A 24558-nucleotide genomic window follows, 5' to 3' on the forward strand; every position below is an offset into this window, starting at 1 on the left:
CCTCAGAGTGAGTGCTTCAGCCCTTGAAGGCGCCGTCCATGATCCCGGCCACCATGCGCCGGCCCACGAAGACGAACAGCACGAGCAGCGGGAGCGTGGTCAGGAACGAGCCCGCCATGGCCAGGCCGAGGTCGACGGTGTAGCTGTTCTGCAGAGCCTTGATGGCGATCTGCGCGGTGTACATCTCGGGCGACTTCAGCACGATGAACGGCCACAGGAAGTCGTTCCACGCGGTGACGAAGCCGAGCAGCCCGAGCACGAACGCGGCCGGGCGCACCAGCGGGAAGGCGATGCGCCAGAAGATCTGCCAGGTCGTCGCACCGTCGATGCGGGCGGCCTGCAGGATCTCGTCGCTGATCGTGGTGGACAGGTGCTGGCGCATCCAGAAGATGCCGAACGCGCTGGCCAGTCCTGGCACGATCAGCGCCTGCAGGGTGTCCACCCAGCCCAGCGACGAAATGATCATGTACTGCGGGATGACGGCGAGCTGCGTCGGCACGGTCATGGTCAGCACGACCACCAGGAACAGCGCGTTGCGGCCGGGGAAGCGCAGCTTGGCGAAGGCGAAGCCGGCCAGCGAGCACAGCACGGCGTGCCCGACGCCGATCGTCCCGGCCACGATCAGGCTGTTGACGATCGAGCGGACGAACGGCACGGTCGTGAACACCAGCCCGGCCAGGTGGAAGAAGTTGCCGCCGGGCACGATCTCGGGCGGCAGCCGGGTGGCGGTCGCGGTGTCGGTGGTGGCCACCACGAACATCCAGTACAGCGGGAACACGCAGCCCAGCACCGCCAGGGCCAGCAGGAGGTAGGTCCACCAGCGCACGCGCTCGGCGGAACGCCGCTTCGGCTCGGTCATCATCGCTCCGGACGGATGCGGGTGGACAGGACGTAGTTGAGCGATGCCACGGCGACGACCAGCACGAACAGGGCCACGCCGATGGCCGCGCCGTAGCCGAACTGAAACTGGCCGAAGCCCTGCTCGTACAGGAAGAGCGTGAGCGTCTGGCACTGCCGGATCGGCCCGCAGGTGAGCGGCGCGCTGCGGGAGACCAGCAGCGGCTCGGTGAAGATCTGCAGGCCCCCGATCGTCGAGGTCACGATCGTGAACACGATGACGGGCCGCAGCGACGGTACGGAGATGTGGCGGAACTGCTTCCAGCCGCCGGCGCCGTCCACCGCGGCCGCCTCGTAGACCGCGCGCGGGATCGCCTGCAGGGAGGCCAGGTACAGCAGCGTCGTGTAGCCGAACCAGCGCCAGGTCACCATGACCGCGATCAGCACGTGGCTGCCCCACACCGACTGGACGAAGTCGATCGGCTCGACGCCGAACCATCCGAGCACCCAGTTGAGCAGGCCGTAGTCGCGGTCGAACATCTGGGCGAACACGATCGTGGTGGCGGCGACCGAGGTGATGTACGGGACCAGCATCGACATGCGGAAGAACACCGCCATCCGCAGCCGCGCGTGGTTGAGCAGGTGCGCCAGCCCGAGGGCCAGCACCAGCTGCGGCACGGTGGACAGCAGCCAGATGCTGATGGTGTTCCAGGCGGCGTTCCAGAACCGGGTGTCGGCGAGCAGGCGGCTGAAGTTGTCGAAGCCGATGAAGACGTGCTCACCGATCGGGTTCCAGTCGAACAGCGCCACATAGAACGTGAAAAGGAGCGGCAGCAGCCCGAACACCCCGAAGATCAGGAAGAACGGTGCGATGTAGGCGTAGGGGGCGATCCGCTCGCTGATGCGCTGCCGCGCGCTTGTGGGGGGCGCGGGCGCGGCGGGCGGCCTGCCGGCCGCCCGCCGCGTGCCGATGCTCGTCGTCACGCTCGTCCTACTTGCCGATGGCGGTCTTGATGTTGCCCAGCGCTGCGTCCCACGCCTTGGCCGGGTCGCCCTTGCCCTGCTCGACGTTGGTGATGGCGTTCTGGAACTCCTGGCCGATGGCGGAGCTGTCGGGGCCGATGTGGAACGGCTTCAGCCCGAGCAGCGACGTGGTGTAGATGGTGCCGGTCGGCGCGTCGGAGAAGAACGGATCCTTCAGCCCGGTCAGCTTCGGGTCCTTGTAGACCGACGGGGTGGTGGGCAGCGCGCCCGAGTCCACGAAGTGGTCCAGCTGGCCCTGCGGCGACTGCGTCTTGGCGATGTAGTCCCAGGCGGCCTTGGGGTTCTTGGCGTTCTTGGGGATGGCCAGATAGCTGCCGCCCCAGTTGCCCGCCCCACCGGGGATGACGGCGACGTCCCACTTGCCCTTGGTGCCGGGGGCGTTGGTGCGGATGCCGTTCAGCATCCAGGACGGCGCGGAGATCACGGCGAACTGGTCCTTGCCCATGCCCGCGCTCCAGCCGTCGGTGAACGAGCTCTGCTTGGCCGTGATCCCGGCCTGCGCCGCCTTGATGGCCAGGTCGAAGGCGGCCTTGACCTGCGGGCTGGTGCTGTAGACGACGTTGCCGGAGGGGTCGTAGTACTTCTGCGGGCCCTGGTTGACCGCCTGGTAGAACACGCTGGTGGCGGCGTTGTCCACGAACGCCTTGCCGGTCGCCGCCGTGTACTTCTTGCCCGTCTCGATGAAGGCGTCCCAGGTGGGCCAGAGCTTGCCGACCTCCTCCCGGTCCGTGGGCAGCCCGGCCTTCTTGAACAGGTCGGTGCGGTAGGCGACGGCCATGCCGCCCACGTCGGTGGGGATGCCGATGATCTCGCCGCCCTTGGCGGTGCTCTGGCTCATCACCCAGTCGAGGTAGTCGCCCTTGACCTTGTCCGCGCCGTACTGGCGCAGGTCCTGGAAGTTCTGCGGCTGCTGCACGAACTTGGGCAGGTCGTCGCCTTGGATGAGCACCAGGTCGGGCACCTTGCCCCCGGCCAGCGCGGTGGTGAGCGCCTGCGCCGTCTCCACCGAGTTGCCCACCTCGGTGAGCTTCACCTGCACACCCGGATTCTGCTTCTGGTAGCCCTCGACGGAGACCTTCTGGTTGATCCCGGTGAACGACCAGAACTCGAAGGACTTGCCGTCGCCGGCCGGCTGGGACGACGTGCTCCCGCCTCCGCAGGCGGCCGTGGCCAGGGCGAGTGCCGCGGTGAGCGCGGCCGAGGGGATGATGCGAGACTTCACGGCGATCTCTTCCGATGGTGGTTTCAGTGCTGGCACGGGCCGCCGGGCGCGGCGGCGGTGGAGTCGAAGGGGGTTGGCACGGGAGTTCTCGTCGACCGGCAGCGCGGCGCCCTCGCCGGGAAGGACGCCGGGTCCTGAAAGTTTCGGCAATATGGCCGATCGTTAAGCCGGGACTTTAGGCGGATGTCTCGAAACCCGTCAAGAACCTGCCCGTAAGATCGCCGAAACAGTCGGGTCAACGCCCGAAACGCTCTGGTTAGACTGCCGCCATGACCGCGACCAGGGAGCCGTACGGCTCCGCGCCCGCCCAGCCGCTGACCATCGCGCAGCTCGCCGAGCTGGCCGGGGTGTCCACGGCGACGGTCTCCAAGGTGGTCAACGGCCGCTCGGAGGTCGCGCCCGAGACCCGCGCCCTGGTCGAGGGCCTCATCCGCGAGCACGGCTACCGCAGGCAGCGGCGGCGCGTCAGCCAGGCCCCCCTGGTGGAGCTGGTCTTCCACGCGCTGGAGGGCGACTACGCGATAGAGATCATCAAAGGCGTCCAGCAGGTGGCCCGCGAGCACCACCTGGCCGTGGTCGTCTCGGAGCTGCGGCACCGGCACGTCGCCGGCCGCGACTGGATCGACGACGTGCTGACCCGCCGCCCGACCGGGGTGATCCCGGTGTTCTCCGGCCTGACCGACGACCAGTGCGCCCAGCTCGCGGCCCGCGACATCCCCCTCGTCCTCCTGGACCCGACCGGCGACGCGGGGAGCGGACTCCCCTCGGTGGGCGCGGGCAACTGGAGCGGGGGCCTCGCGGCCACCCGCCACCTCCTGGAGCTCGGGCACCGGCGCATCGCGATCATCACCGGCCCCGGCTACGCCCTGTGCAACCGGGCCCGACTCGACGGCTACCGCGCCGCCCTGGACATGGCCGGTGTGCCCGTCGACCCGGACCTGATCCGCCAGGGCGACTTCCTCGTCGAGGGCGGCCTCGCCCAGGCCGGCGCGCTGCTGCGGCTGCCCGACCCGCCGACCGCGATCTTCGCCGGCAACGACGGCCAGGCCATCGGCGTCTACCAGGCGGCCCACGCGATGGGGCTGCGGGTCCCGGACGACCTGAGCGTGGTCGGTTTCGACGACCTGCCGTCGATGCGCTGGGCACTGCCGCCGCTGACCACGATCCGCCAGCCGCTGACCGAGATGGCCGCAGCGGCGACCACCATGCTGGTGACGCTCGCCCGGGGCGGCCCGGTACCCCAGGGCCGGGTCGAGCTGGGCACCGAGCTCGTCGTCCGGGGCAGCACCGCTCCGCCCGCTCGCTGATCTGACCGAAACTTTCTGTGATTTCTCCGTACGTATGGCTTCGGCGAACCCTTGACAGTGCGTCATGGGCCCGCCTAACGTGACGCGGACCACAGGCGTGAGCACCCAGCGTCAGCTGTTAGCGCTATCACAGGAACGCACGCCTCCCCCACGGCTCCCGGCCGACGACCGCGCGGCACGCGCCCTGACCACGGAGGCGACATGATCGTCGACCGCATCGTCATCGACATGGCGACCCGCGGCGGAGCTCCCACGTATCGGGCGTCCGGCTTCCTCTACGGCCTCTCCCCTGACGCCTCCCAGCCCCCGCCGCCCATGACGGACGAGATCAAGGTCAGGCAGCTCCGGGCGGGCGGCTCGCAGCTCCCCGCTCCCGACGGCGGCTGGGTCACCGGCGGGTACGCCGCACGGTGGGACCTCGTGAAGGCGTACCGCGCGCGGGCCGGGCGGACCGGCGCCCACCTCGAGGTTCTGCTCTCCGATCTGTGGGGCGCCGACGGGGCCGACATCCCGCGTTATCCGGGGGACGACGGCGACTGGAGCGGCTACACCGCCTTCCTCGACCAGATCGTCGGCGACGCCAAGGCCGACGGGATCACCGGAGAGGACATCCGCTGGGACGTGTGGAACGAGGCCGACTACGACGCCTTCTGGCGCGGTCGCGGCCAGGACCAGTACCTGGAGATGTTCCGCCGCGGCACCCTCGCCATCAGGGCCGCCCTCCCGGGCGCCGTGATCGTGGGCCCGAGCTCGGCGTGCTCGCCCGGGGACCCCTGGTTCGCCGCCTACCTCGACTACGTGAAGGCGAACGACGTCGTCCCCGACGTGCTGAGCTGGCACACCCTGCCCGGCGACCCGGCCGCCGAGGCCGCCGAGGCGCGCGCCCAGCTGGCCGCTCGTGACATGAGCGTCTCCGGGTTCTCGGTCAACGAGTACGGGGCCGCCGGGGACGACCAGCAGCCGGGTCCCTCCGCGTGGTACGTCGCGCGGCTGGAGCGGGGCGGCTGCGACGGGTCGCGGGCGAACTGGGGCATGGCCGGCCGGACGCCGTCGCTGCACGACACGCTGGGCGAGCTCACCACCGCGGGAACCGGGCTGCCCATGGGCCAGTGGTGGGTGTACAAGCGCTACGCCGAGCAGAGCGGCGTGCGTGCCGGCCTCACGCCCGGGGCGGCCGAGGCCCGCGACGGCGTGGTCTTCCAGGATCCCGCCGCCCGCAGGTCGATCGCCGTGCTGGGAGCCACGCCGGCGGCCGAGGCGGGCCACGTGGCCGTCCGGTACGACGACGTCCCGCCCTACCTGCTGAGCGGCGGATCGACGAACATCCGGGTGGAGCGCCTTCCCGCGACCGGCTCCCACGTCGCCGCGCCGGTGACGGTCTCCGACAGCCGGGCCGAGGTGGGCGGCGGCTCCGTCACGGTGACCATCGACTGGGCGGACCCTCTCGACGCGTACGCCGTCACGCTCACACCGTGAGGCCCCCGCGTGACCGGTGATCCCCGCGAGGAGGCGCACGGTGGCCTCCCCCGCGTCGAGAGGGGCACCACCGCCTGAAGCGGTGGTGCCCCGGGGCGCGTCACGGCAGGTGCGTCAGCCGCGCGGGTTCCAGCCGTCGGTGTCCACGTCCAGGTCCAGCTCGTCGGCGATGTCGTCCCAGCCGGTGAACTTGAAGTTCGTGTTCTCCCGGCCGGCCTCGGCAGGGGTGTTGAGGCCGTCGTGGGAGACGAACAGGCCCTCGTCGAAGTCGCCCAGCGGGGTGTTCAGCACGGTCGAGCCGTCGCTGTTCTCGACGCCGTCGATGCCGTCGTGCCGGCCGATCCGGAACTGGCCCAGGTAGGCGTTGGTCCCTTCCCTGCGGTAGACGGCGAAGGTGCTGTCGCCCTGGCTGGAGGCCAGCAGGTAGCCCTTGCCGTTGTCCCGGTAGTAGATGGTCAGACCCTCGGCGTCCGCGGTCAGGTGCCGGCCGCCGTAGCCGGGGTCCGCGCCGGGGGTGCACTCCTCGGTCGCCGGGTCGTAGGTGCCCGGGACGCCGTACTCGCGGACCTTGTCCACCAGGACGGGGGTTCCGGTGAGGTCGGCCCGCACCCGCCAGATGCCGACGTCCTCCTGGGCGGCGTAGAGGACGTCCTTGTCCTGGTCCACGACCATGCCCTCGACCTGGGCCTGCTCGCCGGGCTCCAGGCAGGGCGCCCAGGTCCGTCCGTTCGGCAGCGTGAATGACGCGGGCAGGTCCAGCGTCCTGACGACCTGGTAGCCGACCGTGCCGCCCGGCTTGGCGAGCAGCTTGACCAGGCCGACGGAGGTCCTGTGCCGGCGGCTGACCAGCGCGTAGGTGCCGGTGGAGTCCTTCCAGGCGGCCAGGCCGTACGCCGTCTCGGCGTCGTTGACCTGCTGCTGGGTGGTGTTGAAGACGAACGGCGCGGCCGGGTCGGTCACGTCGGTGAGGTGTCCGCCGGAGACGGCGTAGACGCGCAGGGTGTCACGGCCGCGGTCGGAGACGATCGCGAGGTCCCTGCCGCCGAAGCCGTAGGTGACGTCCACGTTGTTGAACCGGCCGGCCTCGTCGTCGGGGCCGGGGGCGGCGGGTGCCGGGAGGTGCTGGAGCTGCCGTCCGCGGAGGTCGTAGACGTAGAGCCCGCCCTCCTTGGCGGTGGTGATCACGACGCTCGCGTCCGAGTCGGACGGGTGGACCCAGATCGCCGGGTCGTCGCCGTTGGCGTTGCCGCCGGCCTCGTCGTCGAACAGGGCGGGGGTCTCGACGTCCGGGTCGATCGACGCCACTCCGGAGCCGGCCGCGGGCACGGCCGGCCCTCCTATCAGGGTGAACGTCAGGGCTGCCAGGAGAAGCCTGGGCAGGGGACGCATCGCGCCTCCTCTTCTCTTTCGGGGGTGATGGAGCCATGGAGCTACGGGAGCCGGCACAGGGACACGGGCGAGTGTCGCCGGGCCGGGTGACGGGGCGGTGAACGCCGGGAGACCCTCCACGGGTCAGCCGTGGTTGACCCGCCAGAAGTCGGAGACGGTCTGGCGGTCGCGCAGGTCCCCGAGGAGGCCCTTGGGGTCGGTGTGGAAGAGCTGGCCCTGCCAGTCCGACAGGCCGGGCGCGGTGACGAGCGGCTTGACGGTGGTGTTGCCGGACACGCCGCCCTCGCCGATCTCGTGCTTGACGCCTTCCTCCGTCATGATGAAGCGGACGTACAGCTTGGCCGCGTTGGGGTGCCTGCTCTTGGCGGCGACCGCGACGTACTTGGGGTAGCTGAAGCCGGCGAACGGCGTCATCCCCTCACAGGTCGCCTGCTTGTACCCCTTGTCCTCGTTGTTGCGGAACTTGGAGATCGACATGAAGCCGATCTTCTTGTCGGTGGCGTTCGGCGCGCCGACCGCGGCGGAGATGTCCTCGTCGGAGCCGGTCAGCACCGGCCTGTTGCGGGATATCCGCTTGATCCACTCGTAGGCGGCGCTCTTCTCCTCGGTCTTCAGCGCCTTGCCGTACTTCGCCTGGTACGCCTGCTCCAGGGCCTGGTTGCCATGTGCGTCGAGCTGGGTGAAGAACGACAGCACGGTGGGCTTGCCGAGGGGGTCCTGCATCACGAGCTTGCCGGCCCACTCCGGCTCGGTCAGGTCCCAGACGTTCTTGACCGGGCATCCGCCGGGAGAGAGCCCGCCGTTGTAGGCGAAGACCGTGGCCTTCGACAGGGCGAGCAGGGGGTTCCGGTTCTCGGCGGGGATCTGGTCCGTCAGGTCGGAGGGGATCCACGTCCGCGCCACGCCCTGCGGCATGAGCTGGCCGACCAACACGCCGCCGTCCTCGTACATGGCCGCGTCGATGGTGACGTTGTCCGCGGCGTGCTCTCTGATCATCTTCTCCGCGGTCTGCGGAGTGTCGGACTTCACCCCTTCCATGGCGATGCCGTACTTGGCGGTGAACGCCTTCGCCACCTCCTCGATGTCGCCGCTGGAGTCGTAGACCAGCAGGCTGCCCTCCTTCTTCGCGGCGGCGACCAGGGCGTCCAGGTCAAGGCCGGCGTCGAGGGACGGGGCGGGCAACGCCCCGGCGGTCGCCGCCGGGGACGGAGCGCCGCTGGTGGACGGCGCGCATGCGGCCGCCGCGACCGCCAGCAGAGCCACAGAAATGATCTTCCCGGTACGCCTCATGGGTGGCGTCACTCCTTGCCTCTCGGGTCACCGGCGCCCGCAGAGCCCCGAGCCGTCGCCGGTGGGGTTAACGATGAACATCAGGTGAATAATTTGTCAAGACATACTTACGTAGAAGTGAACAAGCCTCACCGGATCCCTTCACCCGGCAAGACGACAGGTAGTGAGAATGTCAAGACAAAGTATTGACTGTTCATCTCGTGTTCATCTAATACTGAAGGCCCCTGACGAGGAGCCGACATGCGTGTGAGTCCTCCGGACATCGGTCGAGCAGGCGCCACCGGCACCGCCGCTGACACCACGTGATGGGCTGGACGGCGGCGTTCGCCGTGGTCGCGGTCCTCTTCGTCCTCATCAGCGGCGCCAACGACGGAGCCACCCTGATCGGGCTGGGGCTGCGCTTCCCCCGGACACCGGGGTGGGCCGCCGCGGCGCTGCTCACGGTGGTCCTGTTCGCCGGGCCGTACGTGCTGGGGCTCGCCGTCGCGCGCACGTTCACCGAGGGCCTGTCGGGGCTGGGCACCCACGGCGGCGCGGCGGTGTTCCTGGCCGGAGTGGTCACCGCGGTGGCCGTGGTCGCCGCCCTCACCGGCAAAGGGCTGCCGACCAGCCTGACGCTGGCCGTCATCGGCGGCATCGCCGGCGCCGGGCTGGGCGCCGGGCTTCCGGTGTCGTGGCACGGCGTGGCCGTCGTCCTCGGGGTCGGCGCCTGCGCGCCGCTGGCCGGTCTGGTCCTGGGCTACCTGCTGGGGGCCCTCTCGCGCCGCGTGCCGTCCTGCCGCCGGATGCCCCGGCTGGTGCTGGCCGCCCACCTGCTGGCCTACGCCGCCCAGTGCACGGCGTACGCGGTCAACGACGGCCAGAAGATGGTGGCGGTGGTGAGCGTCGCGGTGGACGTGGGCCGGGACGGTCTCGGCGGGGTCGGTCCCGTCGGCCTCTCCCCCGGCTGGATGGCCTGCCTCGCCCTGCTGTTCCTCGCCGGCGCCCTGGCCGGCCTGACCCGCGTGGGCGAGCGCCTCGGCCGCGGCCTGGTCATCGCCCGGCCCCTGCACGTCCTCTCGGCCGAGACGGCCGCCACCGGCGCCGTCCTCGGCAGCTCGGCCCTGGGCAGCCCGGTCAGCATGACCCAGTCCGTGCTCGCCGGTGTCGTCGGCGTGGTGGCGAGCGAGGGTTCCCGGCGGGTGCGCTGGCAGGCGGTGGCCAACGTGGGCACGGCCTGGCTGGTCACCCTGCCGTCGTCCCTGGCGCTCGGCTGCGTGGCCGGCCTCGCGTTGAGGCTGCTGTGAGCGGCGGTACCGGCCGCGGGTGGCGCTTCGGGCGGGCCTGGGACGAGCTGCGCGGCCGGTCGGGACGGCGGGTCGTCGATCTCGTCCGCGGCCAGGTCGCCGTGGCTCGGGCCGGGGCCGTCCTGGCCTGCTCGGCCGCCTCCGGCGCGATCGAGCGCCCGGCCGCGCGGACCCGGATGACCGAGGTCGAGCACGAGGGCGACGCGGCGCGGGCCGAGCTCGTCCGCGCCCTGCGGCGGATCCTGGCCACCCCGCTCGACCGGGAGGACCTGTTCCGGCTCTCCCGCTCCATCGACGACGTCCTCGACCACCTGCGCGACTTCGTGCGCGAGGCGGACCTGTTCGGGCCGGCCGGCCTGGACTTCGCCGTCGAGCCGCTGCGGGCCGTGGTCGACGGCCTCGACGAGCTGGAGGAGGCCCTGCTCAAGGTCTTCGACGACCCCGGCTCGGTCACCGTGGCCGTGCTGGCCACCCGCAAGTGCTGCAGCCGGGTCCGTCAGCTCCACCAGGCACGGCTCACCGAGCTGTTCGCCGGGTCGCTGAGGATGGACACCCTGCGTGAGCGCGAGCTGCTGGGCCGCCTGGACGCGGTGGGCCGCCGGCTCGGGGAGTCCGCCGACGCGCTCGCCGACGCGATGCTCAAACGAAGCCACTGAACGTCCCTCATCCCCCCGGAGGAGAACCCATGGCCGTAACGACCAGGACGCAGCCGCCGCGCCGGCCGCCCCGGCGGCGCCGGCTGCTGTACCGGCTGCGCGTGCTGCGCCACGACCCGACGGCCCTGCTCGGCCTCGTCCTCGTCGTCCTGCTCGCCTACCTCGTCGTCGCTCCGCTGGTCGCCGTGCTGTCGGACGCCTTCCGCCTGCAGTACGGCGACGAGGTCCACGCCGGGCAGCAGCCGGGCGAATGGACCGGCTACTACCTGTGGCGGGTCTTCCGCTCCCCGATCAGCGGCCTGCTGTTCTGGGAGCCGCTGGTCAACACGATCGTGGTGGCGGTCGGCACCACGCTGTTCGCGCTGCTGCTCGGAGGCGGGACGGCCTGGCTGCTGACCCGGACCAACGTCCCGGGGCGCGGCTGGCTGGCGGGCGCGCTCGTCATCCCGTACATGCTGCCCTCGTGGACGTTCTCGCTGGCGTGGCTCACGCTGTTCAAGAACGAGCGCTCCGGCGGGCAGCCCGGTTTCCTGCAGGCGCAGGGCGTCCGCACGCCGGACTGGCTGGCCTACGGCGCCCTGCCGATCATCGTCACGCTGGGGCTGCACTACTACCCGTTCGTCCTGCTGCTCGTCGGGAACGCGCTGCGCCGCATCGACACCCAGCTGGAGGACTCCGCCAGGGTCCTCGGCGCCCCACGGCGGACCGTCTTGCGGCGGATCGTGGCGCCGTTGATGCTGCCGGCGCTGTCCTCGGCCGTCCTGCTCGTGGTCGGCCGGGTGCTGGGCACGTTCGGCACGCCGTACGTGCTGGGCCTGCCCGCGGACTACCGGGTGCTGTCCACCGGCCTCTTCCAGTCGATCCGCGACCGCGGCACCGGGGTGGCCTCCGTCCTCGCCACCGTCATCGTGGTCATCGGCGTGCTCATCGTCTTCACCGACATGCGGCTCGTGCGCGAGCACCGCCGGTTCGTCACCGTGGGCGGCAAGGGGGCGATGGACCGGCTGGGCGACCTGCGCCGCCGCCGCTGGCCCGCCTTCGCGCTCGGCCTGCTGGTCTTCGCGGTGAGCGTGCTCGTCCCGGTGCTCACGCTGCTGCTGTCCACGCTCACCCGCACGCCTCTCGACCTGTCCACCCTCACCCTCGACTACTGGCTCGCCGAGCGGCTGCCCGGGGCCGTCGGGTTCCCCCACGGCGTCCTGCGCGGCGCGGAGCTGTGGGAGGCGGCGTGGAACTCGCTGCGCGTCGTCGGCGTGGCCGCGCTGATCTGCGCCGTCGTCGGCCTGCTCATCGGATACGTCGTGGTCCGGGGGACGGCGCCGCGCATCGGCGGCTTCCTCCGGCAGGTGTCCTTCCTGCCCTACCTCGTCCCCGGCATCGCGTTCGCGGCGGCCTCGCTGTCGCTGTTCGCCGTCGCCAGGGGCCCCGTCCCCGCGCTGTACGGCACCACGTTCCTGCTCATCCTCGTGATGGCCGTGACCCACCTGCCCTACAGCTCCCGCTCGGGCATCGCGGCGATGACGCAGCTCGGCCGGGAGCCGGAGGAGGCCGCGCAGATCGCCGGCGCCTCCTGGTGGCAGCGGATGCGGCGGATCGTCTTCCCCATCCAGAAGGGCGCCCTCGTCACCGGGATCACGCTGCCGTTCGTGTCCGGGCTCAAGGAGCTCAGCATCGTCATCATGCTGACCACCACCGGCACCGAGCTCCTCACCACCCTGTCCATCGGCCTCGTCGACTACGGATACACCCAGCTCGCCAACGCGGTCGTCCTCGTGATCGCCCTGCTCTCCTTCACCATGACGTCCCTGACCCAGCGCCTGACCAAGAGCGGCCTGGCGTCCGGCCTAGGAGGATAGATGCCGACCATCACCCTGAGCGGAGTCGCCAAGAGCTACGGCGGCGGCGACCGCGCGGTGAACAACCTCGACCTCGTCGTCCCCGACGGCGCGTTCATGTGCCTGCTCGGCCCCTCCGGCTGCGGCAAGACCACCACCCTGCGGATGATCGCCGGTCTCGAACAGCCGACCGCGGGCACCATCGCCGTCGGCGACCGGGTCCTCGACTCCGTGGAGCAGGGCCTGTACGTGCCGCCGGAGAAGCGCGGCATGGGGCTGGTCTTCCAGAACTACGCGCTCTGGCCGCACATGTCCGTGCGCGAGAACGTCGAGTTCGGCCTGCGCATGCGCAAGGTCCCCGGCCCGGAGCGGCGGGCCCGCGCCGAGACGGCGCTCAAGATGGTCCACGTCGACGCCGCCATGGACCGCTACCCGTCGCAGCTCTCCGGCGGGCAGCAGCAGCGCGTCGCCCTGGCCAGGATGCTCGCCGTCAACCCGTCCGTGCTGCTGCTGGACGAGCCGCTGTCCAACCTCGACGCCCGGCTGCGCCTGGAGATGCGCGCCGAGCTCAAGCGCATCCACGAGGAGTCGGGAGCCACGATCGTCTTCGTCACCCACGACCAGCTGGAGGCCCTGACCATGGCCACCGACATCGCGGTCATGAACGAGGGCGAGCTGCAGCAGCTCGCCGCGCCCATGGAGATGTACGCCAGGCCCGCCAACCGCTTCGTCGCCGAGTTCGTCGGCAGCCCGCCCATGGCCATCGTGGACGTCGGCCCCTCACCCGCCGGCCTGGCCGCGTCCCTGTTGCGCCACGTCGAGCAGCGCATGCCGCGCCCGGAGCCGCCCGCCGCCGTCGGCGTCCGCCCCGAGGCGCTGCGGCTGGACCCGCCGCCCGGCTCCGCCTGGCGCGAGGAGGCGGTCGTCGAGGCCGTCCTGCCGGCGGGCTCCTCCTGGACCGTACGGCTGCGCGTCCTCGACGCCGAGCTGTACGCCGTGTCCTACACGCCGGTCCTGGCCGAGCCCGGCGACGTGCTGACCGTCTGGACCGAGCGGCTGCACCTGTTCGGCGCGGACGGGACCCGGATCTCCTCCTGGGACGCCGAGGGGGTGGGCGCGTGATCCGTCCCAGGGCGCTGCTGCTGGACTTCGGCGGCGTGATCGTGCAGACGGGCAAGCGCCCGTCATGGGCGGCCGAGCTGGCCGCCGAGGTGCACGGCCTGCTGGCCGGGGCCGGCTTCGACGCTCTCACGGCCGAGGAGGTCGAGGGCGACATCCGGGCCGGGGCGCGGGCCGACTCGTCCTGGAAGAACGCCGCCTCGCGGCGGATCGCGCCCGAGGAGCTCACCCACCGTCGCTTCTGGGCGGAGTTCGTCGCGGCCGACTGGCCGGACCAGGCGCGAACGCTGGTGACCGTCGAGGCGACGGCCCTGTGCAAGCGCATGGGCGAGCTGCGCAGCGACCGGAAGATCCGCCCGGGGACGGAGGAGCTGCTGGCCGCCTGCCGCGAGCACGCCGTCACGCCCGCGGTCGTCAGCAACGCGCTGTGCGGCGCCGTGCACCGCGACTTCCTGGCCCGCACCGGCCTCGACCGCCAGGTGGCGGCGCAGGTCTACAGCGACGAGGTCGGCGTCCGCAAGCCGAACCCCGAGATGATCCTGCTCGCCTGCCGCGCCCTCGGAGTCGATCCGGCCGACGTCTGGTACGTCGGCGACACCCACGACCGGGACGTGGTGTGCGGCGCGCGAGCCGGGGTGGGGGCCACCGTCCTCATGGTCTCCCCCAGCACGGACAAGATGCCGTACCCCGTGCGGCAGAGCCCGCAGGCCACCGTCGAGGACCCGCGCGGCCTGCTGAACCTTCTGGAGGCGACATGGACGTGAACACCTCACGCGAGCTGGCGGCCATCGCGGCCGAGGCGGCGAGGGCGGTCGGCGACCGGCTCAGGAACGCCTTCCGCTCCAGGCCCGAGGTGCGCACCAAGCGCGACTTCCACGACCCGGTCACCGAGCACGACAAGGCGGCCGAGGACCACATCAGGCAGGTCCTGGCGCGGCGCTCCCCCGGCAGCGTCGTGGTGGGCGAGGAGGGCGGCACCCACGGCGAGGGCGCCGTCCACTGGTACGTCGACCCCATCGACGGCACCGCCAACTTCGCCGCCGGCCTGCCGTTCTTCTGCACCTCGATCGGGGCGGCCGTGGACGGCGAGGTGGTGGCCGGCGTGGTCTACGACCCCGTCCGCGACGACGAGTTCACCGCCTGGCTCGGCGGCGCCGCGTACAACGGGGAGCCGATCCGCAGCTCCGGCGCCCGCACGGACCGGGACGCGGTGCTGCTGTCCAGCTATCCCAGCCCCCGCGACCTGGAGGCGGAGGGCGAGGAGGCGCTGCACCGCTTCGCCCGCATGGTCAACGCCTTCGCCTCCACCCGGCGGCCGGGCAGCGCCGCGCTGAAGCTCGCGCACGTGGCCGCGGGATGGTCGGACGTCGCCTACGGCACCCACGTCAACGCCTGGGACGTGGCGGCCGGGTCGCTGCTGGTCCGGCAGGCCGGGGGCGTCTACATCCCGCTGTCCGGCGACGTCCTCGCCCCCGGCGGCTATCTCGCCTGCGTGGGCGGGTACGACCTGGCCGGCTCCGTCATGGCCGAGGTCGCCGGGCCGGGGATGACCGCGTGATCCGCTGGATCGTCACCGACCTGGACGGCACGCTCGTGGGACGTGACCTGGCCATGGTGCCCGCCAGCCGCGACGCGCTGCGCCGCTTCCGCGAGGCGGGCGGGGAGGTCGTCATCGCGACCGGGCGGATGGAGGCGTCGGCCCGCCGCTACTACGACGAGCTGGGCCTGGACGGGCCGGCGATCCTCTACAACGGCGCCCGGACCGTCAACCTGGCCACCGGAGCGGTCCTGCGCTCCCGCCACCTGCCGGCGCCGGCGTGGAAGACGCTGCTCGGCTGGTTCGACGAGCTGGCCCGGCGGGGCGTCCACCCGGTCGCCTTCTGCGGTGAGGAGGCGCTGGCGGTGCACGACGTGCCCGAGCTGCGGGACTTCGCGCGACGCGACGGGATCGAGCTGCGCGACCCGGGCGACTGGACGGCGCTGCCGCCCGGCGGCATCACCAAGTGCATGCTGATCGGCGACCGGCTGCCGCACCTGGACATCCCCGGGACGGTCACGGTCCGGTCGGAGGCGACCTACCTGGAGGTGCTGCCCGCGGGGGCGACCAAGGGCAGCGCGCTGCGCGAGCTGGCCGCGTCCCGGGGCGTGCCCCTGGAACAGGTCGCGGCCGTCGGCGACAACCCCAACGACCTCGACATGATCACGGCGGCCGGGGTGGGCGTCGCGGTCGGCGACGGTCACCCCGAGGTCCGCGCGGCCGCCGACGTCGTCGCCGGGGCCTGCGCGGACGGCGCGGTCGCCGAGGTGGTGGAGCTCGCGCTCCGGTCCTGACGGCCGGCCTGAGGTCGAGGGTGTCAGGCGGAGGCGACCCGGCTGCGCTGCGGGACCCGTGCGGGGTCGGCGGGCCGGGAACGGGTGAGGTACTGCGGGACGGGGGCGCGGTCGTCGCCGGTGTCGCGGGTCAGCCCGTACCGCAGGATCCCCTTGCCCGGGTCCGGCCTGGCGGAGATGTCGGTCCAGACCTCACGCCAGGTCCTGGGCGCGACGGTGAGGTCGATGTCCGTGCCGGACTCGTTGTTGTGGAGGGTGACGCTGCCGTCGAGGTAGTAGAACTCGTTCTGCCACATCTGCTGCTGGCCGGCGGGCAGCCGCACGAAGCCGGTCTCGGGCGAGCCCATCCAGGTGACGCCCGGCGCCTGCTCGTCGTCCATCCGCCGCCCGCCGCCGGAGGCGACGTGGAACAGCCTTCCCCGCAGGCCGGTCCAGGTGGCGGGCTGGAAGGGGCCGATCCGGTTGCGGTACAGGATGCCCCAGCGGACCTGGACGTAGCCCCGGCCGGTGATCGTGACATAGTCGCCGCGGTGCGTCATCGACGGGGCTCCGCCGTATCGGGAGTAACCGTGTCTCCCGCCGATGGTCACCGCGCCGGAGGGGCGGCGGGGCAGCGGGGCCGGGAGCCGGTTCTCGGGCGGGGCCTGATCCGCCCGGTCCACGGTGCGCCCGTACGGGCGGATCCGCGGGGGTGAGGGGGTGCCCCGGGAGGACGTGGGGGTGGCCGGAACGCGCCTGGAGGTGGTGGGCCCGGGCGTGGGGCGAGCCGAGGAGGTGGGCACGGGGACGGGCGCGGACGTGGCGGTCACCGGGGCGGCGCGCCGGGGCGCGGGCTCCGGCCGCATGCCGTGGACGACCACCGCTCCCCCGCCTATCAGCGTGGCGGTGACGGCGGCGACCGCGACGGGCTTGGCGGCCAGCGAGGAGCCCACCGCGCCGCCCGCCGCCTTGCCCTTCGCCAGCAGGCCGCCCTTCACCGCGGAGCCCTTCGCGACCAGGCCGCCCTTCACCGCCGGCCCTCCGGCCGGCAGGCCGCCCTTCAGTGCGGGGACGACGGCCGTACGGGCCAGCTCCAGCGTGCCGGCCGCGATGCCCGCCGGGACGGCGACCAGGCCCAGCCCGGCCAGCAGCCGCTCGGCCGGGACCAGGTCGGACAGTCGGCCGGTGCAGGCCGGGCAGTCGCGCACGTGCCGGGCCAGCCGTTTGCGCCACAGGCCGGACGGCGTGCCGTCCCACGACCCCGCCGCGACGGCCAGCCCGCCGCAGCGGGGCCGGGCCGAGAGCGCGCGTACCACCGCGCGGGCCGTCTCCAGGCGGCGCCTGGTGCGCTGGACGCGGACCGCGGCGTGCTCCTCGCCCGTGCCCAGCCCGGCGGCCAGCTCGGCCCTGGACAGCTCGCCGGCCACCTCCATCCACCACAGCGCGAGCACCTCGTGGTCGCCGGCGTCGAGCCAGCGGGCGGCCTCGGCGGCCTCCCTGCGCTGCCCGGACAGGCCGAGCCGGACGACGGTGAGCGCGGCGAAGTCGGACCCCGGGTCGGCCATGCCGAGCGCCTCGTCCAGGGCGGAGCCGGGAGGAGCGGCGGTGGCGCGCCGCCACTCCCTCACCTCGTTGAGAGTGATCGCGACCAGCCAGGACCGGAAGCTCTCCGGGTCGCGCAGCCGGGACACGCCGGTCACGACCCCGGCCATCGTCTCCTGAACGACGTCGTCCACGTCCGGGTGGCCGTTCATGGCCCGGCCGGCGATGTTGTAGACGAGCGGGAGGTGGCTCCTGACCAGCTCGTCGATCGCGCCGCGGTCGCCGGCGCGGGCGGCGAGCACCGTCTCGACCTCGTACGTGGGCCGCGCGTACATCCATCACCTCGATCCGGAGCCTCCGCAGCTCCGGTCAGGAGAGGGGAGTGTGACCGTACGGATAACACAAACCCGGAGATTGTCGCACTTGTGTCCCGGCGCGCTTCAGCGAGTGGGACAGCGCCGGCGCCGCGCCCCGCTAGACGATGTTCAGCTCGGGGCGCGCCCCCGCGCGGGCGAAGCGGCGGGCGTCCAGGCCGCTGACGTCCACGAACGGCTCCCGGCCCAGGTACAGGTCGCGGACCACCTCACCGACGGCCGGGCTCATCAGGAAGCCGTGACCGGAGAAGCCGGTGGCGTAGATGAACCGGTCCACGTCCGGGGCCACCCCGATGAGGGCGTTGTGGTCGGGCGTCACCTCGTACAGGCCGGCCCAGCCGGTGGCGATGCCGGTCTCCATGAGCGCCGGGACGCGGCGGGCCATGGCCTCGCCCAGCCTCGGCAGCCACGCGTCGGACCGGTCGAGCTTGAAGCCGGGGGTCTCGTCGGGGTCGGACATGCCGAGCAGCAGGCCGGGCCCCTCCCGGTGGAAGTAGAACGTGGTGGCGAAGTCGATGGTGAACGCCGTCGGCGGCAGGTCCGGCATCGGCTCGGTGACCAGGACCTGCCTGCGCAGCGGGGTGACCGGGAGATCGACGCCCACCCAGCCGCCGACCGGGGCCGACCAGGCACCGGCCGCGCAGACCACGGTGTCGGTCTCGATGCGCCCGCCCTCGGTGAGGACGGCGACGATGCGGCCGTCCACGGTCTCGATGCCGGTCGCGGCGCAGTTCGGCAGCAGCCGCGCGCCGCGCCGCCGGGCCGCGCCCGCGTACCCGAGGACCACCGACTCGGGCGTGCAGTGGCCGTCGGTCGGCGAGTAGGCGGCGGCGAGCAGCCCTTCGGTGTCGATGAGCGGCGACAGTTCGGCGGCCTCGCGCAGCGAGATCATCCGGCTGGGCACGCCGAGGTCGTTCTGGACGGCGACGTTCTTCTCGAACTCGGCGACGGCCGCCGGCGAGTCCAGCAGGAACAGGTAGCCGGGCTTGTGCAGGTCGATCTCCTGCCCGAAGCGCTCGGCGAAGGCGTCGAACGTCTCCAGGCTGCGGACGGCGAGCTCGATGTTGACCCGGTCGGAGAACTGCGCGCGCACTCCCCCGGCGGCCTTCGAGGTCGAGCCGGAGCCCAGCGGCCCCTTGTCGAGCAGGACCACGTCGGGGACCCCCGCCGCGGCCAGCGCGTGGGCCGAGCTGACGCCCATGGCGCCGCCCCCGATGATCACGGCCGAGGCCCGCGCGGGCAGTTCGCGCCCGGACTCCTGCATCAGACGACTCCTTTCGGCGACGGTAGGTCCAGCATCGCGGAGCGGGTGACGCGGGAGGAAGCGGGCGAGCGCGGCCATCTGCGGGCGTGGCGGAAGAACTTCTTATGCTTCATCGCCGCTCGTCTTGTGCTGCGTCGCCGCCGGCCCCGTACGAGAGGCCGGGATGCCCGCCCTCGCCCAGCCTGGCCGCGGCCTGGCGCAGGGCGCGCACCGCGCCGCCGACCGTCGGGTTCGTCGTCCGGGAACGGTACACGGCGCCGATGCGGCGGCGCGCCGCGACCCCGTCGAGCCCGGTCGCGACCACGCCCTCACTGGGCTGGTGGGCGAGCGCCGGGACGAGGGCCACACCGAGGCCGGAGCGCACGAAGCCGCGGATGACGCCGTAGTCGCTGCTGCGGTGGTCGACCTGCGGCTGGTAGCCCGCCTGGGCGCACAGGCCGCGCAGGAACGCGGCTCCGGCGGTGCCCTCCCGGGTGGCCACCCACGTCTCGTGCTTGAGGTCGTCGAGCCCGATCCTCTCGGCGCCGGCCAGCGAGTGCCGCTCGGGCAGCAGCACCAGCAGCTCCTCCTCCAGCAGCCTCACGTGGTGCAGGTCCCGCGGCCAGGTCCTCGGGACCAGGTCGTACCGGTAGACCAGCGCCAGGTCGAGCTCCCCGGCGCGTACCAGGGGGACGAGCTCGTCGGGCTCGCCCTCGTCGAGGTGGGTCTCGACGGACGGGTGCGTCCGGGCGTACGCGGCCAGGGCGATGGGCAGGAGCCGCCGGCTGGCCGTGGGGAAGCTGCCCACCCGGAGGCGGCCGATCGTGCCCTCGCACAGCCCGCGGACGTCCTCCTCCAGGGCGTCCAGCGCGGACAGCACGTCCACGGAGCGCAGGACGAGGTAGCGGGCCGCCGAGGTCGGCGTGATCGTGTGGGCGCCGCGCTCGAACAGCGGCACCCTGACCACCCGTTCCAGCGCCGCGATCTGCTGCGAGACTGCCGAGCCGGTGTAGCCGAGGCTCCGCGCGGCGCCGGCGAACGATCCGGCGTTCAGCACGGCGGCGAGCGTCCGGAGGTGAACCGGATTCAGCATCAGCAGATCTGTCCTTACATGTACCAATTCCACCCATTCTCTCGCAGCAGCACGCCCGCGAACAGCCGCCACCCACATGCCGGACAGGCCGCGCCCCCCGCTCTTTTGTCAGTGATGATCTCTACTGTCCCGCCCATGACCCAAGCGACGCAGACCTACAGCTACGCCGCGCCCTCCGCGATGGTGGACGGGCGTCTGGGACTGTCCACCTCCGGTGGCCGGGCCCTCAGCGGTCCCTCCCTGGCGCCCCGGTTCTTCAGCGGCGTGGTGACCCAGGCCGCGCCCGCAGCCGCGGCGCTGCTGGGCGTGGCCGACGTGGCCCTCACCCGCTACCACCAGCCGCGTCCCGGCTGGACGCGCGACCCGGTCGTCACCTGCGGCGGCGACCGGCTGCGCTTCGAGTCGTTCTCCGCCTGCGGCGGCGTCTACTCCCGGCTCGACCTGCTGGGCGGCGCCCTGGACGGCGAGGTGTTCGACCGGGGCACCACCAACGTCGACGTCAACGGCCCCCTGCGCGAGGCGCTGGCCAGGGTGGGCGGACGCGACCCGCTCCACCTGGGCGTCGGCGCCGACGAGCTGACCGTGACGACACTCGACGGCGCGGTCGTGGAGAAGAAGGTGCCGCTGCCGGAGCGGTGGCTGCGGGGCTTCGCCGAGGTCCAGGTCATCGCGGCGGGCATGGACCTGCGGGCCGAGCTGCCCGGCATGAGCGCCGTGCGCTTCCTGCGGTCCCTGCCCAAGCGGGCGACGGCCGACCTCTGGGTCGCCCCCGCGGGCCGCGACCTGCGCGTCACGGACCGGCCCGCCGCGGGCGCGGTGTGCCTGTCCGGCGTGGGCCGCCTGGCCACGCTGCTCCCCCTGCTCCGCTTCGCCAAGAGCCTCAAGGTGTACGGCCCGGCCGGGACCGGCGGCCCGGCGTCCAGCGCCTGGGAGCTGGAGCTGCCCGGCATGCGGTACACGCTGGTCCTGTCGCCGGAGCGCTGGCGTGGCTTCTCCGGTGAGGGCGCGGTGCTGGCCGACCTCGCCACCGACGAGGCCGAGGCCGACGCCGACGTGGTGGGCATGCTGCTCAACTTCGAGCCGGAGGTGGAGATCGGCCTGCTCGCCGACCGCGCGGGCCTGCCCACCGACCGGGTCCGGGCCGCCCTCACCCAGCTCGGCACGGCCGGCCGCGTCGGCTACGACCTGTCCGAGGCCGCGCACTTCCACCGCGAGCTGCCGTACGACCGCGAGCACGTCCAGCACCTCAACCCGCGCCTGGCCTCGGCGAAGGCGCTGGTCGAGGCCGGGGCCGTGCGGCTCGACGGCGACACGGCGCGCGTGCGCACCGACGGCGGTGTGCGCGAGGTCGGGCTGGCCGACGGCTCCTGCACGTGCCCGTGGTGGTGGGACCACCGTGGGTCGCGCGGCCCGTGCAAGCACGTGCTGGCCGCCCGCATCGCCGCCCGCGCCACCGCGGACGAGCTCGCGGACGCGTCACCTCTTCCCGGCGGTCCGGCGTAGACGTCGTACACTCTTGGACGCTCATGTCCGATCTGCCCGATCCTGGCAGCGACCGCGAGGAGCCGCATGGAGCACGACGCCAAACTGCTGGACTACAACGCCTGGCTGTTCTGGCAGGAGGCGGACGAGGACCAGCGGAAGGCGCAGCTCGACCGGCAGCGCCGGCTGGTCGAGCTGACCGGTGGCTCCATCGGGGAGCGGACGTTCGTCTCCGAGCTGGCCATGGTGCACCCGGCCGACCTGCGCATGGGCGACGACTGCTACATCGCCGCCCACGCCTACGTCACCGGCAGCCTGCGCACCGGTGACGACTGCACCGTCAACCCGTTCACCGTCGTACGCGGCAGGGTCACCCTCGGCGACGGCGTCCGGATCGGCGCGCACACGTCCATCCTGGGCTTCAACCACTCCATGGAGCCCGACCGCCCCGTCCACCGGCAGCCGCACAGCGAGCGCGGCATCACCGTCGGCGACGACGTGTGGATCGGCTCGAACGCGGTGATCGTGGACGGGGTGACCATCGGCTCCCACGCCGTCGTCGGCGCCGGCTCGGTCGTCACCAAGGACGTGCCCGAGTGGGCCGTCGTGGCGGGCAACCCGGCCCGGTTCATCCGGGACCGGCGCCACCGCAAGGCGTCTCGCCACGCCGACGCCGCGCACGCCCTGGCCGAGCTGGCGGACCGTGCGCGGGAGCAGTGCGCGCGGATCGTCGGGCGGAGCTGGGAGGACGGCGCCGACGCGCCCGACGGCACCCCGTCCGGCCGCTACGTCAACGCCCCTGGCGACGCCCCGACCCTGCGCGCGCACGCCGACGCCGTCGAGCTGTCCTTCCTGCTGACCGGCGAGCCACCGCGCCGGCTTCCGCGCGAGGAGCACATCCGCAGGCTGCGGCAGAACCAGGACCCCGTCTCGGGCCTGACCCCGCTGCTCGGCCCCGACGGCCGGCACGCCCCGCCGCCCGCCGGGTACGAGGACGGCACCGCGCACTACCACGTCCTCAGCCTCGGCTACGCCCTGGACCTGCTCGGATCCCGGTTCGAGCACCCGATCCGCGCGGTGGAGCGCATGACCCCGGCGGACATCTCGGCCGCGCTCGACGGGCAGCCGTGGCGCGACGCCGGCTGGCAGGCCGGGGCAGGCGTCGACACGCTGGGCACGGCCCTGATGTGGAACCTCCGCCACGGCGAGGTCTCCCCCGCCCAGCTCGACGCCTTCTTCGGCGGCCTGCTCACCCGCTGCCGCCCCGACAACGGCATGTGGAGCCGCGAACGCCCCAGCGACGGGCTGCTCCAGCCGGTCAACGGCTTCTACCGGGCGACGCGGGGATCGTTCGCCCAGTTCGGGCTGCCGGTGCCGTACCCCGGACGCGCCGTCGACACCGTGCTCACGCACGCCGCCGACACCCGGCACTTCGGCCCGGGACGCACCACCGCCTGCAACGGGCTCGACGTGGCGCACCCCCTCTGGCTGGCCCGGCGGCAGAGCGCGCACCGCGCCGACGAGATCACCGCGTGGGCGTCCGCCCAGGTCGCGCTCATCGCCGCACAGTGGGTGGACGGCCAGGGCTTCCCCTTCGCGCACCCGCCGCTGAGCGGCCCGAACCACCGCGACCACCGCCCGGGACTCCAGGGCACGGAGATGTGGCTGGCCGCGCTCTGGTACGTCGCCGACCTGCTCGGCCTGGCCGAGTCCCTCGGCTACCGCCCCCGGGGCGTCCACCGCCCGGAACCGGCCGTCGACCTCCCCGCCCGGTAGGGCTCGTTCACGATGCGGCCGGGCCGGCGGGGTGGACGACGTCGGCGCCGTGTTCCGCCAGCAGGTCGGCCAGGCGGGCGGCGTTGCGCTGGGAGTTGTCGGCGCAGCAGTTGTTCGTGAGCACGTGCGTGGTGGCGGCCTCGCCGGACAGCTTCGCGATCCGGCCGGCCCAGTCCCGCAGCTCCTCCTCCGCGTACAGGTAGCCGAACCGCTCCTCGATGACCCGGCTCGTCCACTTGTCCGAGTGGCCGTGCAGGCGTACCACGGCCAGGTCGGAGGTGGCGGCCAGCACGGGCGGGACCGACGACGGGTGCCCCTGCGGCATGTCCACCCCCACGTACGGCAGGTCGTGGGCCTCCAGGAAGGCGAGCGTCTCGCGGCGGTGCCGCTCGTCCAGCCAGGCGGCGTTGCGGAACTCGACGCAGACGCGCGCCGGCCGGCAGCGGTCGCGGCACTCCAGGATGTGGCGGCGGCTCGCGGCGCCGGGGGTGAACCACTGCGGGAACTGGAACAGCAGCGCCCCCAGCTTGCCCGCCTCGCGTAACGGCCGCAGCGCGCTCAGGAACCGCGCCCACACCTGCTCGGCCACCTCCGGCGGCACGTCACGCAGGTACAGCGTGCGCCCGGGCTCGCCGAGCGCGGCCCGTAAGTCCTTGTACAGCGCCGCCGGGCGGGTCGGGTGATGGGTCAGCAGCGAGAACGCCTTGACGTTGAACGTGAAGCCCGGCGGGGTGCGGTCCCGCCACAGCTCGGCGGTGCGCTCGGCGGGCGGGTGGTAGTAGGTGGCGTCCACCTCCACCAGGGGGAACCGGCTCGCGTAGTACCCCGGCCTGGCCTCCGGCGTGGCGGCATCCGGGGGATACCAGCCGGAGGCGAGAAGCGACTTGTCCGTCCAGGAGGCCGTACCGACAAGGATCTTCCCCATGCCTTCACCGTACGCTCCGCGTGGTCAGCCCGTGGCCGGGGATTCGTCCGGCCGGGGCGCGATGAGCCGCTGGAGCCTGCGCGCCTCCTGGAGCAGCCGGCTGGAGCCCCTTCGGGATGCCAGCTCCGCGAGCCCCGGCAGGTCGGCGCGGGCGGCCGTGAGGCGGGCGGCCGCGGCGGCGACGGCCAGCAGGTCGGCGAGTCCGGCGCGGGGCCTGTCGCCGTCTGCCGGGAGGAGCCCGGGAACGAGTTCCGGAAGGAGACGGCCGAAGCGGGGGTGAGGGCACGCAGCCAGCCGATCGTGAACGCCGCGCCGTCCGGCGGCTCGACGCCGGTCTCGCGGACGAGGGCGG

Annotated in this window: 20 protein-coding genes; 11 read left to right on the forward strand and 9 right to left on the reverse strand. The window is 72.8% G+C overall.

Annotation, left to right across the window (positions count from 1 at the left end; all coding sequences use genetic code 11):
- Positions 1 to 16: 16 nt before the first annotated feature.
- The 3 genes from ABZS51_RS03215 to ABZS51_RS03225 are packed head-to-tail and all read right to left on the reverse strand — an operon-like array spanning position 17 to position 3103.
- Positions 17 to 859: a carbohydrate ABC transporter permease gene (locus ABZS51_RS03215; protein ID WP_355435509.1), complete on the reverse strand. Its 843-nt coding sequence runs from the start codon at positions 857 to 859 to the stop codon at positions 17 to 19.
- On the reverse strand, positions 859 to 1821 hold the full coding sequence (locus ABZS51_RS03220) for a sugar ABC transporter permease (protein WP_355435512.1): 963 nt from the start codon (positions 1819 to 1821) through the stop codon (positions 859 to 861). The genes ABZS51_RS03215 and ABZS51_RS03220 overlap by 1 nt, the downstream gene beginning before the upstream one ends.
- Before the next feature lie 7 nt (positions 1822 to 1828).
- Positions 1829 to 3103: an extracellular solute-binding protein gene (locus tag ABZS51_RS03225; protein ID WP_355435515.1), complete on the reverse strand. Its 1275-nt coding sequence runs from the start codon at positions 3101 to 3103 to the stop codon at positions 1829 to 1831.
- Positions 3104 to 3372: 269 nt separating this feature from the next.
- On the opposite strand from ABZS51_RS03225, the gene ABZS51_RS03230 reads away from it, so the two are divergent.
- Positions 3373 to 4410, forward strand: coding sequence for a LacI family DNA-binding transcriptional regulator (locus ABZS51_RS03230; protein ID WP_355435517.1), 1038 nt, complete (start codon positions 3373 to 3375; stop codon positions 4408 to 4410).
- A gap of 201 nt (positions 4411 to 4611) precedes the next feature.
- Positions 4612 to 5886 carry a hypothetical protein gene (locus ABZS51_RS03235; protein ID WP_355435520.1) on the forward strand — a complete coding sequence of 425 codons (1275 nt, stop codon included), beginning with the start codon at positions 4612 to 4614 and terminating at the stop codon, positions 5884 to 5886.
- A gap of 114 nt (positions 5887 to 6000) precedes the next feature.
- Here the strand turns inward: ABZS51_RS03235 and ABZS51_RS03240 are convergent, their stop codons facing one another.
- Positions 6001 to 7275, reverse strand: a complete 1275-nt coding sequence (locus ABZS51_RS03240; protein ID WP_355435523.1) for a phytase — start codon at positions 7273 to 7275, stop codon at positions 6001 to 6003.
- Between the two features lie 123 nt (positions 7276 to 7398).
- Complete coding sequence (locus ABZS51_RS03245; protein WP_355435526.1) at positions 7399 to 8565, reverse strand: ABC transporter substrate-binding protein; 1167 nt, start codon at positions 8563 to 8565, stop codon at positions 7399 to 7401.
- A gap of 305 nt (positions 8566 to 8870) precedes the next feature.
- Here ABZS51_RS03245 and ABZS51_RS03250 point away from each other — a divergent pair, with 305 nt between their 5' ends.
- Genes ABZS51_RS03250 through ABZS51_RS03280 form a run of 7 tightly spaced genes read left to right on the forward strand, consistent with a single transcriptional unit; the run spans position 8871 to position 15792 of the window.
- Entirely contained in the window at positions 8871 to 9851 is a 981-nt protein-coding gene (locus ABZS51_RS03250) for an inorganic phosphate transporter (protein ID WP_355435529.1), read from the forward strand.
- Positions 9848 to 10507, forward strand: coding sequence for a DUF47 family protein (locus tag ABZS51_RS03255; RefSeq protein ID WP_355435532.1), 660 nt, complete (start codon positions 9848 to 9850; stop codon positions 10505 to 10507). Before ABZS51_RS03250 ends, ABZS51_RS03255 begins: the two co-directional genes overlap by 4 nt.
- A gap of 29 nt (positions 10508 to 10536) precedes the next feature.
- A complete protein-coding gene (locus ABZS51_RS03260; RefSeq protein ID WP_355435535.1) occupies positions 10537 to 12363 on the forward strand; it encodes an iron ABC transporter permease in 1827 nt (608 codons plus the stop codon).
- The gene (locus tag ABZS51_RS03265; RefSeq protein WP_310713470.1) at positions 12364 to 13464 is read left to right on the forward strand and encodes an ABC transporter ATP-binding protein; all 1101 of its coding nucleotides are present in this window, start codon (positions 12364 to 12366) and stop codon (positions 13462 to 13464) included. It begins immediately after the preceding gene.
- Complete coding sequence (locus ABZS51_RS03270) at positions 13461 to 14225, forward strand: HAD-IA family hydrolase (protein ID WP_355435538.1); 765 nt, start codon at positions 13461 to 13463, stop codon at positions 14223 to 14225. The genes ABZS51_RS03265 and ABZS51_RS03270 overlap by 4 nt, the downstream gene beginning before the upstream one ends.
- Positions 14216 to 15019 carry an inositol monophosphatase family protein gene (locus tag ABZS51_RS03275; RefSeq protein WP_310713467.1) on the forward strand — a complete coding sequence of 268 codons (804 nt, stop codon included), beginning with the start codon at positions 14216 to 14218 and terminating at the stop codon, positions 15017 to 15019. Before ABZS51_RS03270 ends, ABZS51_RS03275 begins: the two co-directional genes overlap by 10 nt.
- The gene (locus ABZS51_RS03280) at positions 15016 to 15792 is read left to right on the forward strand and encodes a Cof-type HAD-IIB family hydrolase (RefSeq protein WP_355435541.1); all 777 of its coding nucleotides are present in this window, start codon (positions 15016 to 15018) and stop codon (positions 15790 to 15792) included. Before ABZS51_RS03275 ends, ABZS51_RS03280 begins: the two co-directional genes overlap by 4 nt.
- Positions 15793 to 15815: 23 nt before the next feature.
- Here ABZS51_RS03280 and ABZS51_RS03285 read toward each other — a convergent pair whose 3' ends face one another.
- The 3 genes from ABZS51_RS03285 to ABZS51_RS03295 all read right to left on the reverse strand — a co-directional run bounded on the left by ABZS51_RS03285 (position 15816) and on the right by ABZS51_RS03295 (position 20023).
- The gene (locus ABZS51_RS03285) at positions 15816 to 17648 is read right to left on the reverse strand and encodes a sigma-70 family RNA polymerase sigma factor (protein WP_355435544.1); all 1833 of its coding nucleotides are present in this window, start codon (positions 17646 to 17648) and stop codon (positions 15816 to 15818) included.
- 139 nt (positions 17649 to 17787) lie between these two features.
- Positions 17788 to 18951 carry an FAD-binding oxidoreductase gene (locus ABZS51_RS03290; protein ID WP_355435547.1) on the reverse strand — a complete coding sequence of 388 codons (1164 nt, stop codon included), beginning with the start codon at positions 18949 to 18951 and terminating at the stop codon, positions 17788 to 17790.
- Between the two features lie 109 nt (positions 18952 to 19060).
- The gene (locus tag ABZS51_RS03295) at positions 19061 to 20023 is read right to left on the reverse strand and encodes a LysR family transcriptional regulator (RefSeq protein WP_355435550.1); all 963 of its coding nucleotides are present in this window, start codon (positions 20021 to 20023) and stop codon (positions 19061 to 19063) included.
- 135 nt (positions 20024 to 20158) lie between these two features.
- Here ABZS51_RS03295 and ABZS51_RS03300 point away from each other — a divergent pair, with 135 nt between their 5' ends.
- Together ABZS51_RS03300 and ABZS51_RS03305 are read left to right on the forward strand one after the other, a co-directional pair.
- The gene (locus tag ABZS51_RS03300; protein WP_355435552.1) at positions 20159 to 21526 is read left to right on the forward strand and encodes an SWIM zinc finger family protein; all 1368 of its coding nucleotides are present in this window, start codon (positions 20159 to 20161) and stop codon (positions 21524 to 21526) included.
- 66 nt (positions 21527 to 21592) lie between these two features.
- On the forward strand, positions 21593 to 23281 hold the full coding sequence (locus ABZS51_RS03305) for an acyltransferase (protein ID WP_355435555.1): 1689 nt from the start codon (positions 21593 to 21595) through the stop codon (positions 23279 to 23281).
- Positions 23282 to 23288: 7 nt separating this feature from the next.
- On the opposite strand, the gene ABZS51_RS03310 is transcribed toward ABZS51_RS03305, so the two are convergent.
- Positions 23289 to 24206, reverse strand: coding sequence for a DUF72 domain-containing protein (locus tag ABZS51_RS03310; RefSeq protein WP_355435558.1), 918 nt, complete (start codon positions 24204 to 24206; stop codon positions 23289 to 23291).
- Positions 24207 to 24558 lie beyond the last annotated feature (352 nt).

It is taken from the genome of Nonomuraea sp. NPDC005501 (genome assembly GCF_040605905.1).
Lineage (GTDB): Bacteria > Actinomycetota > Actinomycetes > Streptosporangiales > Streptosporangiaceae > Nonomuraea.